General features: G+C 71.9%; 14 protein-coding genes. 6 read left to right on the top strand and 8 right to left on the bottom strand.

Going from position 1 to position 14,748, the window contains the following annotated elements; translation table 11 throughout:
- Window positions 1–85: 85 nt before the first annotated feature.
- From L3i22_RS10635 to L3i22_RS10620, 4 genes are all read right to left on the bottom strand, one after another.
- A complete protein-coding gene (locus L3i22_RS10635; protein ID WP_221326794.1) occupies window positions 86–847 on the bottom strand; it encodes an SGNH/GDSL hydrolase family protein in 762 nt (253 codons plus the stop codon).
- Window positions 848–1,185: 338 nt separating this feature from the next.
- A complete protein-coding gene (locus tag L3i22_RS10630; protein WP_255658104.1) occupies window positions 1,186–2,550 on the bottom strand; it encodes a hypothetical protein in 1,365 nt (454 codons plus the stop codon).
- A 97-nt stretch (window positions 2,551–2,647) separates the two neighbouring features.
- On the bottom strand, window positions 2,648–3,577 hold the full coding sequence (locus tag L3i22_RS10625) for a sulfotransferase (protein WP_221326792.1): 930 nt from the start codon (window positions 3,575–3,577) through the stop codon (window positions 2,648–2,650).
- Between the two features lie 212 nt (window positions 3,578–3,789).
- Complete coding sequence (locus L3i22_RS10620; protein WP_221326791.1) at window positions 3,790–4,380, bottom strand: TetR/AcrR family transcriptional regulator; 591 nt, start codon at window positions 4,378–4,380, stop codon at window positions 3,790–3,792.
- 137 nt (window positions 4,381–4,517) lie between these two features.
- Between L3i22_RS10620 and L3i22_RS10615 the strand changes: the two genes are divergently transcribed.
- On the top strand, window positions 4,518–5,408 hold the full coding sequence (locus L3i22_RS10615) for an alpha/beta hydrolase (RefSeq protein WP_221326790.1): 891 nt from the start codon (window positions 4,518–4,520) through the stop codon (window positions 5,406–5,408).
- On the opposite strand, the gene L3i22_RS10610 is transcribed toward L3i22_RS10615, so the two are convergent.
- A complete protein-coding gene (locus L3i22_RS10610; protein ID WP_221326789.1) occupies window positions 5,405–6,562 on the bottom strand; it encodes a serine hydrolase in 1,158 nt (385 codons plus the stop codon). The genes L3i22_RS10615 and L3i22_RS10610 overlap by 4 nt on opposite strands.
- A gap of 228 nt (window positions 6,563–6,790) precedes the next feature.
- On the opposite strand from L3i22_RS10610, the gene L3i22_RS10605 reads away from it, so the two are divergent.
- Both L3i22_RS10605 and L3i22_RS10600 read left to right on the top strand, forming a co-directional pair.
- Window positions 6,791–7,708 (top strand): Midasin, encoded by a 918-nt coding sequence (locus L3i22_RS10605; protein ID WP_221326788.1) that lies wholly within the window; start codon window positions 6,791–6,793, stop codon window positions 7,706–7,708.
- Window positions 7,709–7,783: 75 nt separating this feature from the next.
- Window positions 7,784–8,260 carry an NUDIX domain-containing protein gene (locus L3i22_RS10600; protein ID WP_370644431.1) on the top strand — a complete coding sequence of 159 codons (477 nt, stop codon included), beginning with the start codon at window positions 7,784–7,786 and terminating at the stop codon, window positions 8,258–8,260.
- Window positions 8,261–8,372: 112 nt separating this feature from the next.
- Here the strand turns inward: L3i22_RS10600 and L3i22_RS10595 are convergent, their stop codons facing one another.
- Window positions 8,373–9,176, bottom strand: a complete 804-nt coding sequence (locus tag L3i22_RS10595; RefSeq protein ID WP_221326787.1) for a polysaccharide deacetylase family protein — start codon at window positions 9,174–9,176, stop codon at window positions 8,373–8,375.
- Between the two features lie 154 nt (window positions 9,177–9,330).
- On the opposite strand from L3i22_RS10595, the gene L3i22_RS10590 reads away from it, so the two are divergent.
- Window positions 9,331–9,876, top strand: coding sequence for a GNAT family N-acetyltransferase (locus L3i22_RS10590; RefSeq protein ID WP_221326786.1), 546 nt, complete (start codon window positions 9,331–9,333; stop codon window positions 9,874–9,876).
- A gap of 64 nt (window positions 9,877–9,940) precedes the next feature.
- Window positions 9,941–10,426: a DUF1707 domain-containing protein gene (locus tag L3i22_RS10585; protein WP_221326785.1), complete on the top strand. Its 486-nt coding sequence runs from the start codon at window positions 9,941–9,943 to the stop codon at window positions 10,424–10,426.
- On the opposite strand, the gene L3i22_RS10580 is transcribed toward L3i22_RS10585, so the two are convergent.
- Window positions 10,407–10,946, bottom strand: coding sequence for an SDR family NAD(P)-dependent oxidoreductase (locus L3i22_RS10580; RefSeq protein ID WP_221326784.1), 540 nt, complete (start codon window positions 10,944–10,946; stop codon window positions 10,407–10,409). The genes L3i22_RS10585 and L3i22_RS10580 overlap by 20 nt on opposite strands.
- A 198-nt stretch (window positions 10,947–11,144) precedes the next feature.
- Here L3i22_RS10580 and L3i22_RS10575 point away from each other — a divergent pair, with 198 nt between their 5' ends.
- On the top strand, window positions 11,145–13,160 hold the full coding sequence (locus L3i22_RS10575; protein ID WP_221326783.1) for a methyl-accepting chemotaxis protein: 2,016 nt from the start codon (window positions 11,145–11,147) through the stop codon (window positions 13,158–13,160).
- A gap of 10 nt (window positions 13,161–13,170) precedes the next feature.
- Here L3i22_RS10575 and L3i22_RS10570 read toward each other — a convergent pair whose 3' ends face one another.
- On the bottom strand, window positions 13,171–14,721 hold the full coding sequence (locus L3i22_RS10570) for a M1 family metallopeptidase (protein WP_221326782.1): 1,551 nt from the start codon (window positions 14,719–14,721) through the stop codon (window positions 13,171–13,173).
- Between the last annotated feature and the right edge of the window lie 27 nt (window positions 14,722–14,748).

Below are 14,748 nucleotides of genomic sequence, written 5' to 3'. Positions count from 1 at the left end.
CTGAGCGACCGGCCCTTCGCCGTCAGGCGGGCCGGGCAGCCGGCGTCCAGCTCTCAAGGCCGGCCGGGCAGCCGGCGTCCGGCCGTCAGGCGGGCTGGGTGGAGGGGACCGAGATCCAGGTCGTGTACTTGCCGGTGCGGTTGTCGCCGGAGGACTGGCCGCGGATGCGGCGCTGGACCCAGGGCAGGACGTGCTCGCGGTAGTAGCGGGCCTCGGCCAGCAGACCGCCGCCCGCGGACGGGCCGGGGTCGATCACGTGGGCCGGCGTCGGGTGGCCGAGAGCGGTCAGCACCACGCTCGCCACCCGGCGGTGGCCGGCGGCGTTGAGGTGCAGGCGGTCAGCGGACCAGTAACCCGCCCGCTGGATCTCCTTGTCGTGCCACATGTCGACGAAGGTGAGGCCGTAGCGCTCGGCGAACGGGGCGACCGCCGCGGTCAGGGCATCGCCCTTACGGCGCATCGAGCTGCCGAACGGCAGCCGGCTCGACGGGTCGGCGCCGAAGAGCATCAGGACCTTGACGTCGTCCGCCAGGCAGCGCTCGATCGCCTTCTCGGTCATCGCGACCAGGGTGTTCATGTCGCTGCCGGGGCGCATCATGTCGTTGCCGCCGCCGTTGAGCGACAGCAGCGTGGGCTTCGGGTCGAGGGCGAGCGCGGCGTCGAGCTGGTCGGTGACGATCGGCTGCAGCAGGCGGCCGCGGATCGCCAGGTTCGCGTACTGGATCGGCTCGCCCAGACCCGCCGCCAGGCCGGTCGCGACCAGGTCGGCCCAGCCGCGCTCGCTGCCGTCCGGCTGGGTGTCGCCCATCCCCTCGGTGAAGCTGTCCCCGATAGCGACGTACCGCATTCCCGAACTCCCGCCGTTCGCACCCCAGTTGATCAGCCTCAGCCTAATCAGCGACCGGGGCGGCCGATGCCCTTGAGCCGACCCCGTGACCAACGCCTCGCCGCCCGCGCGAGGACAAAGGCCGCACGAGAACAAAGCCACACGAGAACAAGGCCGCGCGAGGACAGGGCCGCGCGAGGACAAGGCGGCGCGGGGACGGGCGGGTGGAGATGGTGGGGCGGGCTTACCGGCGTACCCCCGCAATCGGAGCTGGACCGGCGGCGGCCGTGACGTGGGCAGGAGGGGAAGCGAGGACGGCCCGCCGGGGAAGCCGGCGGGCCGTCGAGGAGTGCGGAGCGTCAGCTCAGCGGCAGGACCCGGGCGATCTTGATGGCCGAGGTGGAGCTGCCGGCCGCCGGGTAGGCGACGCTGCCGTCGGCGTAGGCCTTGAACGCCGTGTAGTTGTGGTCCTTGGCGTTGACGGTGAACTTCGCGCCGACCGCCTTGCCGGTGCCCGAGTCGTAGGCCTGCGCGGCGATCGACGAGCCGGACTGCCAGCTCAGCAGCATCCGCCCGGCGCCGTAGGTGACCAGGTGCGGATGCTGCGTCGCGGCCCCGGTGCTGACCGTCTTGTCGGACTTGGCGCTGGTGAAGTGCTCCAGCCGCGCCTTGCCGCCCTGACTCCACGCCGTCCAGTAGCCGGCCGACTTGGCCAGCACCAGGTCGCCGCCGAAGAGTGTCCCGTCGCAGGTGCCGGCCGCGACCGTACGGTAAGGATTGGGTCTGGCGATCCGGCAGCTGTTGTCGGTGGCGCAGACCGTGACGTAGTGCCCGGTCTTCGGATCCCAGACGATCCGCGATGTCCAGGCGTGGCTGCACCCCACCTCGAACGCGTCCTTGTGCCCGCTGACCAGCGAGCCGCTGGAGTTGACCACCTGCATCCGGTCACCCTCGTGGATGTCCACGCAGCTGCCGTTCTTGACCGTGATGGCGACCCCGAAGTACGCCGCGTAGGTCTTGCCGTCGCTGGCCAGCCGCCCGTGGTGCTGGTACCACCAGACGAACCGCGCGCCGTCGTCGTACCCGGTACGGCTGCCGGTCAGGTTGGTGACCTGGCGTTCCCAGACCAGCTTGCCGGCCGTGTCGAAGCGGATCATGTGCATGGTGTTGCACGGGCTGGACGTGCCGCCGCAGAGCGGGGTGTCCCCGCAGTTGCCCTTGCGGGTGAGCAGCAGCACCCCGCCGGTCTTGTCGGCCTGCACGTCCTGCAGGTCGATGCCGGTGAAGCTGGTGGGCGTGCCGACCAGCTTGTCGTCGCAGCCGAGGTGGCCCAGGTGGACCTTGCCGTCGGTGCCGAGCCAGGCCAGCCAGGACCCGCCGTCGGGCCGGGCCGCGATCGCCATCGGCAGCTTGTCGGTGTCGCCCTCGGCGCCGTACCCGACGACCTTCGCCGGCAGCTTCACCTCGGTGACCCGGGTGACCGGCTTGGCCGACTTGACCCGGCCGCAGGCGCCGGTGGCGGCGGTGGCCGGCTTGGCCGACGCGGCGCCGCTGGGCAGGGCCGAGCCGCTGGGCGCGGCGGACGCCGGGAGGCCGGCGGCGCCCGATGCGGAGGCCTCGGCGGCGACCGGATCGGCCGACGCGGTCGAGGACGTGGAGTCCTTGGAACAGGCGCCGACCGCCAGGGTGAGGGTCACGGCCAGCGCCGCCGGCACCCATCTCATGCTGATTTTCCGCATCGTCTTAAGCATTTCCTAAGGGGGATTTAAATTGTCCTTGAACCGCGATCGGGGATTATCGCGGGGGCCAGACTTTACCGGTTCACCCCCGGGTTGTCGCCGGGCGGTTGGGCCGGCTCGTACGGGTCCGATAGCCGTACCGGTGCAGCAGCGGAAAGGCCACCGCCGTCGCCGTCAGCCGCGGCCCGGCGGTCTGCTCGGCCCGCCACCGGTCGTCGACGCGCAGCGCCACCTCGCCGGTGCGGAACCGCCCGGGGTTCCCGGCGATCGTGTGGTTCACGTCGAGGCGCACCGTGCTGTCGCCGGTGAACGGGCCGGCGCCGGCCGCCACCCCGGCGAATGCCAGCAGGCCGTCGATGGTGGCCCGGGGCGCGGCGACGAAGTCCTCGTAGCGCAGCAGCCGGTACCGGCCGCCGTACGCGCCGGCCAGCCGCTCCGCCAGGGCGTTGCGGACCAGCCAGTGCATGGTGCCGGCGGCCGGCCGCTCCTGGACCCGGTCGGCCTTCGCGGTGGCGCGCATCCAGGAGTGCGTGACGGCGCGCGGGTCGCGGATCATGTGCAGCAGGTACGGCTCGATCCCCGACATCCCGGGCAGCAACGCGGCCGCGGACGGGACCTTCGACGAGTCGACGATCAGCCGCGCGCCGGTGACCTCGGCGATCGCGTGGTAGAGCCGGTTGGTGACCGCGCGGTACTCCTGGGCGCCGGCGCTGGGGACCGGGCCGGTCAGCGACCGGGTGTGGCGGACCCGGATCGACTCGCGCTGCAACCGGGAGATCCGCTCCGGGCAGGGCCGGTCGGCGCCGAACGCGGTGTCGAGAATGCTCGCCCACAGCGCGCAGCGGGTCAGGACCGAGCCGCATCCGCATTTGCGGCCCTCGAGGAGACCGCGGCTCCACAGATAGAAGAGCTCGCCGGTCGAGAAGACCCCGTCATAGGAATTGAGGATGTTGTCCACGATGGTGGTGCCGCTGCGACCCCACCCGGCGATGTACAGAACCTTCAACGACATGTCGCGGAATCGTTCATACGAGGGGTTAACAATTCGTTTACAGGTTTTGTCCGGACGGTTTTCGGAACCTCGTAGTCACCTATGCCTTGCTGTGGTTCCGGATAGCCGGCGCACGGCATCGCCTCTTCCTCCGGATCTGGGCAGCCTGAAGCCCAGTATCACGCGATTCAGCGCCTTAAGCGGACATTTCTCTTTTACCTCCCACCGCAGGCTTACGCCCGCAGGTAGTCCATAAAAGCGGACAAATGCCCCGAAACGTCTACGCCCTCGTCGTACAGCCACTGCACCTGCAGGCCCTCGATCAGCGCCACCAGCTGCCACGCCACCACACCCGGATCCAGCCCGGCCCGCAGCCGCCCGCCGTCCCGCTCGATCTCCAGCAGCCGCCGCAGGTCCTGATGGAACACCTGCTCCCGGCGGCGCACGAACTCGTGCACCGGGTGATCGTCCGCGATCCCCTCGGCCTGCAGCGTCGCGTCCAGATGGACCACCCCGCGCCGGGTCGCGTTCCGCCGGATGATCTCCGGCACCCCGTCGAACAGGCCTTTCTCCCGCAGCACGCCCTCGCGCCAGGGCCGGTCGCGGTCCTCGCGCTCGTCGAGCACCGCCCGCAGCAGCCCGTCCTTGGTGCCGAAGTGGTAGCGCAGCGACACGTGCGTGGTCCCGAGCTCCTCGGCGATCTGCCGCAGCGAGAACCGCCGGAACCCCTTCCGGGCGAACACGGCCAGCGCCGCGTCGACGATCTCGGCGCGTTTGCGCTCGCCGTTCGCATAGGCGGCGCGCCGCCGTGCGGTCTCCGACATCTGCCCTGCCAGGCTCACGGTTCTCCGGGTGGCCGACACGCTATCAAAGACAAAGCGCCCAGCGACCGGCATCTTTCCGGTACGGCGGCGGCCGTCCGGCCTTGCGATCAAGGGCATTTCTGGTACGAGGTGAGATCGTGACCGCCGAATCGACTCCGCCCCCGCCCGACCCGCACCGCTACCGCCCACCGGCGCCCGTCCTCGACGGCGACCGGCTGTGCTGGCGCGATGCCGTCGTCGCCCAGGTCCCCGGCTTCCGGCCGCTGACCCTCGACCTGTTCCGCCCCGCCGCCCCGGCCCCGCCCCGCCCGCTGATCATCTGGGTGCACGGCGGGGCATGGCTGTTCGGCTCCAACAAGAGCGAGTCCCCGCAGCTGGCCGCCGCCGGGATCCCGGAGCGCATCCTGGCGGCCGGCTTCGCGCTGGCCCGGGTGACCTACCGGCTCAGTGGCGAGGCCCGCTTCCCGGCCCAGTTGCACGATCTCAAGGCGGCCGTGCGCTGGCTCCGCGGATACGCCGCCGAGCTGGGCCTGGATCCGTCCCGGTTCGGGGTCTGGGGCGAGTCGGCGGGCGGGCACCTGGCCTCGCTGACCGCGCTGACCGGCGACGACCCCGACCCGGCGCTGGCCGGCCGGGACGGGGTGCGGGGCGTCTCGGACGCCGTCCGGTCCGCGGTGATCTGGTACGGCCCGGGCAACTTCCTGACCATGCGGGGCAGCCACGACGAGCCGGACTCGCCGGAGAGCCGGCTGCTCGGCGGGCCGGTGCAGGAGCTGCCCGAGGAGGCCACGGCGGCCGCCCCGGTCACCTACGTGGCCGCGGAGGCCCCGCCGATGCTGCTGGTGCACGGCACCGGCGACCGGGTCGTCCCGGCCGCGCAGAGTCAGGAGCTGCACGACCGCCTGGCCGCCCTGTCCGCCCCGGTCACGCTGCGGCTGGTCCCCGGCGCCGACCACTGTTTCGTCGGCGCCGACCTGGATCCGCTGGTCACCGAGGCGCTGAGCCACTTCACCGCGACCTTGGCCTAGGTGAGGGCCGCGACGATGATCTTCTGGGCGGTGAGCGGCTGCTCGCCGCCCATGGCCAGCGTGTTGACCGAGAACGTCAGCCGCCGGGCCAGGTCGAGCGTCGCGCCCATCCCGTTGTTGTAGCCGGGCCGGTCGCCGGACTTGCCCCAGAGCACCAGGTCGCCGATCGGGATCCGGGTCAGGCCCGCGCTGTAGACCGCGTCGGCGCCGTCCTCCGGCTCCCCCGGCGCATAGGTCGACACGTCCGGCACGGTCAGCATCGCGGCCAGCTGACGCTTGGGCAGCAGGTGCCCGCCGAAGAGCGCGACCAGGAAGTCGTCCAGGTCCCCGGTGGTCGAGATGATCTCCGCGGCGGCCCACTGCAGGGTCGGGTTCGACCTGGTCACGTCGATGTAGCGGGTCTCGCCGTCCTCGACGATGCGCTCGTAGCCGTGGGCGTGCGGGCCCGGCACGTCCAGCCGCGTGCCGGGCAGCGACGTGCCGCGCAGCCGGAGCGGGCGCAGGATGCCGCGGCGCACGGTGTCCGCGTACGGCCGCCCGGTGACCCGCTCGATCACCAGCCCGGCCACGGTGAAGCCGAGGTTGCTGTACTGCTGCCGGGTGCCCGGCTCGAACAGCGGCGGCTCGGTCCAGAGCACCTGCGACTCCGGCGTGAACGTGTCGTAGCGGTGCGCGAGGAACCACTCCCGGTCCTTGTTCGGGATCGGCACCCCGCGCAGCCCGTGGGTGTGGTTCATGGCGTGCCGGACCGTCCCGGTGTACCCCTCCGGCAGCAGGTCCGGCAGGTAGCGGCGCAGCGGCGCGTCCACGTCGACCAGCCCGGCCGCCGCCAGCTGCAGGACCGCGGTGGCGGTGAACGCCTTGGTCATGCTGCCGATCCGGAACCGGGCGTCCCACGGCACCGGCTTGTTCGTGCCGATCTCGGCGACGCCGGCCCGCCCTTGCCAGCGCCCGGCCGAGCCCTCGACCCGGACCAGGGCCCCGCTGACCTCGTCGCCGAGCGGATTCAGGGCGGCGGCCAGGGCCGCCGGGTTCAGCTGCGGCAGCGCCGGGCTCGAGGTCGTCGCAGACCCGCGGGCGTACGCCGGAGCACCGCCGGTCACCGCGAGCACCCCGCCCGCCAATGCCCCGCCCAGCAATGCACGTCGATTCATCCCGCACCTCCACGTTGGACTCAAGATCGAGGACTACCTTTCCGGACGGCCCGGTCCCGGCCATCCGGGGCGAACCCGGACACTCCCCCGAGAACGTGCCCTTAGGGCCCGGCTTAGTAGCGGATCGGGAGCGGGTCCGGGGCAGGTCGGGTCCGAAAACGCCACGGGGTCACCGGCCGTCCTACGGTGGTTACACCCCGTACTGATCGACCGAGAGGGACCCCCACCGTGAAGCTCCGCCGTTCCGTCGCCGTGGCCGTCGCCGCCACCACCGCCTCCGTGACCCTGCTCGCGATGTCCGGCGCCGCCCAGGCCGCGAGCTCGCAGCACGCGCAGAAGAGCAGCGCGGCCACCAAGGACACCGACAAGGACGGCATGCCGGACAAGTGGGAGTCGGCCAACGGCCTGAACCCCAAGAAGAACGACGCCCGCGCCGACAAGGACCGCGACGGCCTGAACAACAAGGCCGAGTACAAGGCCGGCACCAGCCCGCGCAACGCGGACACCGACAAGGACGGGATGACCGACGGCTGGGAGGTCGCCAACCGGCTCAACCCGCGCAAGGACGACGCCGACGCCGACCCGGACGACGACGGCCTGACCAACGGCCAGGAGTTCGACCTCGGCTACCTGCCGCGCGACGAGGACAGCGACGGCAACGGCGTGCTCGACGGCGACGAGGACCTGGACGAGGACGGCCTGACCAACGCCGAGGACTACCAGCTCGGGTACGACCCCGAGGAGGCCGACAGCGACGACAACGGGGTCAATGACGGCGACGAGGACCTGGACGGCGACGGCCTGACCAACGCCCAGGAGTTCACCCTCGGCGACGACCCGGAGAGCACCGACAGCGACGACAACGGCACCCCGGACGGCGACGAGGACCACGACGGCGACGGCGTCAGCGACCTCGACGAGTTCGCCGGCGGGACCGACCCGCTGGACGGCGACGACACCCCGGACCCGAACGGCGAGGACAACCCGGGCAGCGGCGACGACAACGGCGGGAATTCCGGTGACAACTCCGGTGACAACTCCGGCGACAACTCCGGTGGCGACAATTCCGGCACCAACGACACGTCCCTGACGGTCACCGTCGTGCCCAGCGGATCGGGTCTGGGAAAGATCAGCGATTGGCGGTGAAAAGCACAGCTCCCGCACTACTTCTCGTAACATTGCCGCCCCCCAATGCCCCGCGGCCGGGTCTAATCTGTCGGCGTGACCGCGAGCGACTACACGGCGACGCTCCCGCGAAAGCGCATGGGCGCCGGCGCTCTGCTCTCCGACCAGTTCGGACGCGTCCTGCTGGTCGAGCCGGCCTACAAGCCGCACTGGGAGGTCCCGGGCGGCTCGGTGGAGGCCAACGAGTCGCCGCACGCGGCGACGGTTCGCGAGCTCCGCGAGGAGCTCGGTGTGCTGGTCCGGGTGGGCCGGCTCCTGGTCACCGACTGGGTGCCACCCGTCCCGGACACCACCGAGGGCCTGATGATGATCTATGACGGCGGGGTGATCACCCCCGATCAGACGGCCCGGATCCGGCTGCCCTTCGCCGAGCTGCGCAGCTGGGCGTGGTGCACGGCGGAGGAGGCGGTGGCCCTGCTGCCGGAGAACCTGGCCCGCCGGGTGATCGCCGCGATCCGCGCCCGCGCCGACGGGGCGGCCTATTACCTGGAGAACGGATACTTCGTCGCCTGACCGACGTTGACCAGCCCGGCTGTTGTTCTTGTGGCGCCGGAACGCCGTACCGGAAATCGTGTCGGACCTCGCGCCGCGGCGCACCGCAAGCGAAGCGGCTGGTTTTCGCCGATCAGTGACTCGCCGTGCCCGGCGCCTTTCCCGCCGCGATCAGCTCCGGGACGGTGACCATCCGGAAGCCGCGTTTGCGCAGGCCGTCGAACATCACCGGGAGGCCGCGGACGGTGACCAGCCGCCGGTCGTCGCCCTCGTCGTGGGCCAGGATGATCGAACCGGGGCGCACCGAGTCCACGATGTCGCGGGCCTGGCCCATCGGGTCGTCGTGGAACATCTTCTCGCGCATCGCCTTCGACCAGAGGACCACGTCGTAGCCCATCCGGTCGGCGGCCAGCATGGTCGAGCCGCCGAGGTGCCCGAACGGCGGGCGCAGCAGCTCGACCGGGCGGCCGAGCTGGCGTTTGATCTCGTCCTCGGTGCGGCCCAGCGACTCCAGGGCGCCGTTCAGGTCGAGGGTGGCCAGGTCGTCGTGCGCCCACGAGTGGTTGCCGACCGCGTGCCGGTCCAGCCGGCCGCGGACCAGGTCGGCGTTGCGCTCCAGCTGCCGGCCGACCATGAAGAAGGTGGCCGGCACGTCCGCGGCGTCCAGCGCGTCGAGCACCATCGGCGTCCAGTGCGGCGCCGGGCCGTCGTCGAACGTGAACGCGACGAGCGGCTCGGTGGTCTCCACGTAGTAGTGGACCGCCACGCCGGGGTGGTGCACCGCGTCCAGGTCGTCGGCCGCGGCGGCGTACCCACCGGCCACCGGGGGCCGGTCCCAGCCCAGCCAGTGCGGGATCTCCCGGGCGCCGACCGCGCCGGCGGCGATCCCGGCGGCGCCGGCCAAGGCGGTGCGCAGGACCGCCCGGCGGCTCACCATCGGGATATTTCCGGCGTACGGCGACCATCCGCCCGAACTGCCATGGTCAAACCCCCGTACGCCCGGCATCGAAGTCCCCGAATCCTGCCTGGCCGTGTCAAGTCCAGGGGATTAACGGCTGGCTACATATGCCGCGGTCTGGTACCAAGTGGACATGGCTGAGTCACCAAGATCACTTGAAGCGCCCGCGCTGACCACCCCGCGACTGCTGCTGCGGCAGTGGCGCGACGACGACGCCGACGCGTTCGCCCCGATCACCGCCGACCCCGAGGTGATGCGCTACATCCACGACGGCAGCACCCTGGACCGGGCGGGCACCGGCGCGCGGATCGCGCTCTGGCGGCGGCACTGGGAGCAGCACGGCTTCGGCCTGTACGCGGTCGAGCTGCGGGCCACCGGCGAGCTGATCGGCTTCACCGGGCTCGCGACCCCGCTGTTCCTGCCGGAGATCATGCCGGCCGTGGAGATCGGGTGGCGCCTGGGCCGGTCGTCCTGGGGGCAGGGCTACGCGACCGAGGCGGCCCGGGCCGTGGTCGACCAGGCGCGCTCCGAGTTCGGGCTGAAACGCCTGGTCAGCGTGCACATCGTCGGCAACGAGGCGTCCGCCCGGGTGATGGTGAAACTGGGCATGCGGCTGGACCGGGAGACCGTCCAGCCGGACACCGGCCGGCCGTTGCGGGTGTACGCGATGGACCTGTGACGCCCGCCGGGATACGCCCGGCCGGAGGACGCGACAGTGGTTGATCACCGGTAGCCTTGCGGACATGTATCCGTCGCCGCACGTCCGGGTCTCGGACGCCGACCGCGAGGCGATCGTCGCGCAGCTGAGCGCGGCGACCGCCGAGGGCCGCCTGTCGATCGAGGAGTTCAGCGAGCGGTCGCGGTATGCCTACGCGTCCCGCACCTGGGGCGAGCTGTCCACGGTGGTCTACGACCTGCCCGCCGCCGGCCTCGTCCACGTCGCCATGCCCGGGCCACCCCCGCCGGCCCCGTCGGAGAGCAAGCTGCCGATGCTCGCGCTGATGGCCGGCTTCCTGCTGATCCCGCTGTTCCTGTGCGGGGGCGGTGGCATGCTCGCCCCGTTCAGCTCGATCGCCGCCATCGTGCTCGGCGTCAAGGCACTGCGGGGCCCGGCGAAGCACGTGCGCCACGGCCGCAAGATGGCGATCACCGGCCTGATCCTCGGCACGCTCGGGCTCCTCGGCACGGCCACGGTCGTCGCCGGGCTGCTCAGCGGGTTCCTCGAATGACCCGGGCGACGATCGAGCGCCGCTCCGCGCCGACCAGCACCGGGTAGGAGTCGCGGGCCATCCCGTCGAGCACGTCGCGGGCCGCCTGGTAGGCCGCCTCCCCCACCGGGAAGACCATCGCGGCCCGCACCCCTGTGCCCGAGTGCGCGGCGGCGAACCGCTTCGCCGCGGCCCGATCGCCGCCCGGGTCGCCGATCGTGACCAGGTGCGCCTCGGGCCGGGCCCGCAACAGCGGCAGGAACGTCCGGACGACCTGATCGGGATCGCCGGCGCAGTGGATCAACCCGTCCACCGCGCTCCAGCGCGCGATCAGCACCGCCGGCAGCCCCTCGACCCCGTCGGCCACGTGGGTGGAGAGCAGCAGCGGCGCGACGACCTGGCGTGCGGTCTCGGCGAGCGCCGCCGGATCCGCGTCGACGGCCGCGACCCGCGCGCCCCGCCGGATCGCCTCCACCGTCACGGCGCGGCCCAGCGCACCACCCGCACCGATCACCACCAGGGTCTTGCCCGCAACCCGCATGCCGTCGCCCCCTTGGATAGTGACGGTGATCACGCTACTGCGCACCGGTAAAGAAAGGCAACGGTCGGAGGTCACCCTCGGTTTCCGGCTTTTCGCCGCAGAGACGGTAGAAACCGGGAAGATACCGACAGGCAGTATGTTTGCGACGAGGGAGGCCGGACCCTGAACCCCAAACAGCCTCCCTTCCCGCTCCGCCCGGTGCTGGCGATCACCGACCGGCTGCGCACCGGCATGCGGCTCGGCCTGGTCGTGCTCGCGCTGCTCGTGCCGGGCGCCCTGGCCACCGGCATGTACGCCACCGAGAAGGCCAAGGACCTCTCCTTCAGCAGCAAGGAGCGGCAGGGCGTCGCGGTGCTCAGCCCGATGCTGACCGCGCTCGCCGACACCGCCGCCGGGCGCAGACCGGACCTGGACGCGATCCGGTCCGCGGTCGCCGCGCACCCCGAGCTCGACCTCGGCGACGAGCTGGGCAAGCTGCCGGAGATCGGGGACGGCTCCGGCGCCGCGCGGATCGCCCTGGCCACCGCGCTGGTCACGCTGGTCACCACGGTCGGCGACAACTCGAACCTGATCCTGGACCCGGACCTGGACTCGTTCTACGTGATGGACGCGCAGATCGTGCAGGTGCCGCAGGCGCTGCTCGCGGCGCTGCAGGCGGCCCATCCGGACACCACGCTGACCACCCGGCGCGGGATCGCGGCCAAGGCGGTGCTGGCCGGCCGGCTCGAGGCGGCCGCGGACGCGCTGCGCCGGGACGTGGCGACCGCGGCCAAAAACACCGACAACTCCGGGCTGGCGAACCGGCTCACCCCGGTGCAGACCCTGGCCGACACGATCACCGCGCTGGACCAGCGGATCACCGAGACGCTCAGCACGCCCTCGGCCGCCGCCGAGCCGGTCGAGGTGGCGGACGCGGCGACGGCCACCGTACGGCCGCTGACCAGCGCCCTCACCGACCTGCTCACCGGGCGCATCGACGACAACGCGATGGAGCGCGGCCTGGTCGTCGGGATCTCGCTGGGCGGCTTCCTGCTGGCGCTCTGGTGCGCGGCCGGCGTGGTCTGGCGGACCAGCCACGACGTGCGCCAGACGGTCGAGGCGGTGACCGCGATCGCCGCCTCCGACCTGGCGCCGCGCCCGCTGCCGCAGAGCCGCGACGAGATGGGCGACATCGGCCGCGCGCTGGTGGTGGCCCGGGACCGGCTGTCGGATCAGGAGGACGCGCTGGCCCAGGCCGAGGTGGCCCGGGAGCAGCAGCTGCGGGCCGGGTTCCTGCACCAGCGGCAGGCCGAGACCCAGTTCCGGCGGCGCACCCAGGACATCATCGACGAGTCCACCACGGTGATCGCCGAGGAGCTGCGCCAGGTCACCGACAACGTCGGCGAGGTCCGCACCGCGGCCGAGGTGATCGACGACCGGATCAGCGTGGCCGACGCCGCCACCAACGCGATCGTCGGCCAGGCGCACGACGCCGAGCGGGTGATCGCCTCGCTGGAGCACAGCCTGCGCCGGGTCGCCTCGACCGCCGAGCTGGTCACCGGGATCGCCCGGCAGACCCGGCTGCTGGCGCTGAACGCGACCATCGAGGCGGCCCGGGCCGGCGAGCTGGGCTACGGCTTCACCGTGGTCGCCGACGAGGTCAAGCAGCTCGCCATGCACACCGCCGAGTCCACCGACCAGATCCTGCGGACCATCGACGACCTGCGCCAGGACACCACCGCGATGTCCGACACGATCAGCACGATGATCGACGGCATCGGCGGGGTCGGCGACGCGGCGACGTCACTGCGCACGGTCGCCGCCGAGCAGGGCACGCTGATGGAGCGGCTGGCCGCGCAGATGGCCGCGACGCTGGGCCGGGTCGACGAGATGACCGACCTGGCCAGCCGGCTCGAACGACGCGAGCACGACCGGATCGCCGCGGCCGGGCGGGTCGCCCTGCGCCGCCCGGGCCAGAGCTCGGCGCAGGCCACCCTGATCAACTTCAGTGCGGGCGGCCTGCGCTGCATCGTCGCCGGCGAGCGGCAGTTCACCGAGGGCGCCACCGTCGACGCCGAGCTGACCAGCGGCTCGGACGGGACGATGACCGTGCATGCCCGGGTGGTCAACGTGGTCGAATCACCCGGGCAGCAGGAGCTCGGCCTGCAGTTTCTGGTCACCGACGACGCGATGGCGCAGCGCCTGGTGGCCTTCGCCGAGCAGATGGTCGGCTGACCCGTTTCGGTCAGCGGTGCGGGTAGGCGTGCGCCGGTGCGGCGAGCGTCTTGGCCGCGGCGGCGGCCGGCGGCGCGGTGACGGTCCAGTCCGGGTGGCCCGGCATCGGCGGCGTCGTGGTGCCGTAGAGCCAGTCGTTCAGGAAGCCGGACAGGTTCTGGTGGGAGATCTTCGAGGCGAGCGCGATGAAGTCCTGCGTGGAAGCCGTCTCGCCGCGGTACTTCGCGACCCAGCTCCGCTCCAGGACGTCGAACGCCTTGGCCCCGATCTTCTGGCGCAGGGCGTAGAGGACGAGCGCGCCGCCGTCGTACACATTGGGGTTGAAGACGTCCCAGATCGAGTCGCTCTTCAGCGGGTGCGCGACCGGACCGTACCGCGCCCGGTAGACATCACCCCGGGCATAGACCTTCTTGAAGTACGACTCCAGATCGGTCTCGCCGGTGTAATCCTGGAACTGGCCGTGCTCGTCGGCGTAGGCCAGCTCGTACCAGGTGGCGTGGCCCTCGTTCTGCCAGACGTCACTCCACTGGTACGGCGCGACGCTGTCGCCGAACCACATGTGCGCCAGCTCGTGCGCCATGATCGGGTCGAGCACGAACTTGGGCGTGGCGAACAGGCCCGTGTCGTACAGCGAAAGGGTCTGGGTCTCCAGGGCGAAGCCGAGGTCGGTGTCGATGACCAGCGAGCCGTACTCCTCGAACGGGTACTTCCCGACCTTGCTCACCATCCAGGCCAGCTGGGAGCGCTCGACGTCGGCCTTGGGCAGCAGGTCCGCGGCCAGCCGGGTGGGCACCACGTCGCGGATCGGCACGCCGCCGACCGACGGCCGCTGGAACACCGTGAAGTCGCCGACCGCGAGCTGGATCAGCTCGCTGGCCATCGGCTTGCTCTCCCGGTAGACCGAGGTCACCGTGCCGCCGCGGGTCCGGTCGCCGACGTGCCGGCCGTTCGCGACCGCGGCCCAGCCGGCCGGGCGGGCCATCGAGATGGTGTACGTCGCCAGGTCCCGCGGGTGGTCGTTGCTCGGGAACAGCTGGTGCGACTGGTTCGGCTGACCGGCCATCACCGTGCCGTCCGCGGTGGTCACGAAGCCGGCCGGGGAATCCGCGTTGGCCGGGATCGGGGTCGCGGTGAAGCCGCTGACCGTGACCCAGAAGCGCTTGCCCCGGGCCAGCGCGTGGCCCGGCGTGACGATCAGCTCGTCGCCGTCCCGGCTGAACGTCGCCGCGCGGCCGTTCACCTCGACCTTGCCGACCGACTTGCCGGCGAAGTCGAGGTCGAAGCGGGACAGGTTCTGGGTGGCGACCGCGGTGATCGTCACGTCCCCGCTGATCGTCTGGGCCGGATCCTTCGCCGGGTAGCGGATCGTCAGATCGTAGTTCTGCACGTCGTAGCCGCCGTTGCCGAGCAGCGGGTACAGCCGGTCGCCGAGACCGGCGGCGCCTGGGCTCGCGTGGCCGGTGCCCGCGTACGCCGGGGCGGCCAGGCCGGCCACCGCGAGCAGCGCGGTGGCGCCGGCCGCGAGCAGCCCCGAGAGACGTCTTTCGATTAGGTCACTCATGGCCGCCGACGTTACGCCCACCACTGT

The sequence above is a fragment of the Actinoplanes sp. L3-i22 genome, assembly GCF_019704555.1.
GTDB lineage: Bacteria > Actinomycetota > Actinomycetes > Mycobacteriales > Micromonosporaceae > Actinoplanes.
This window is presented reverse-complemented; position numbering and strand designations above follow the sequence as displayed.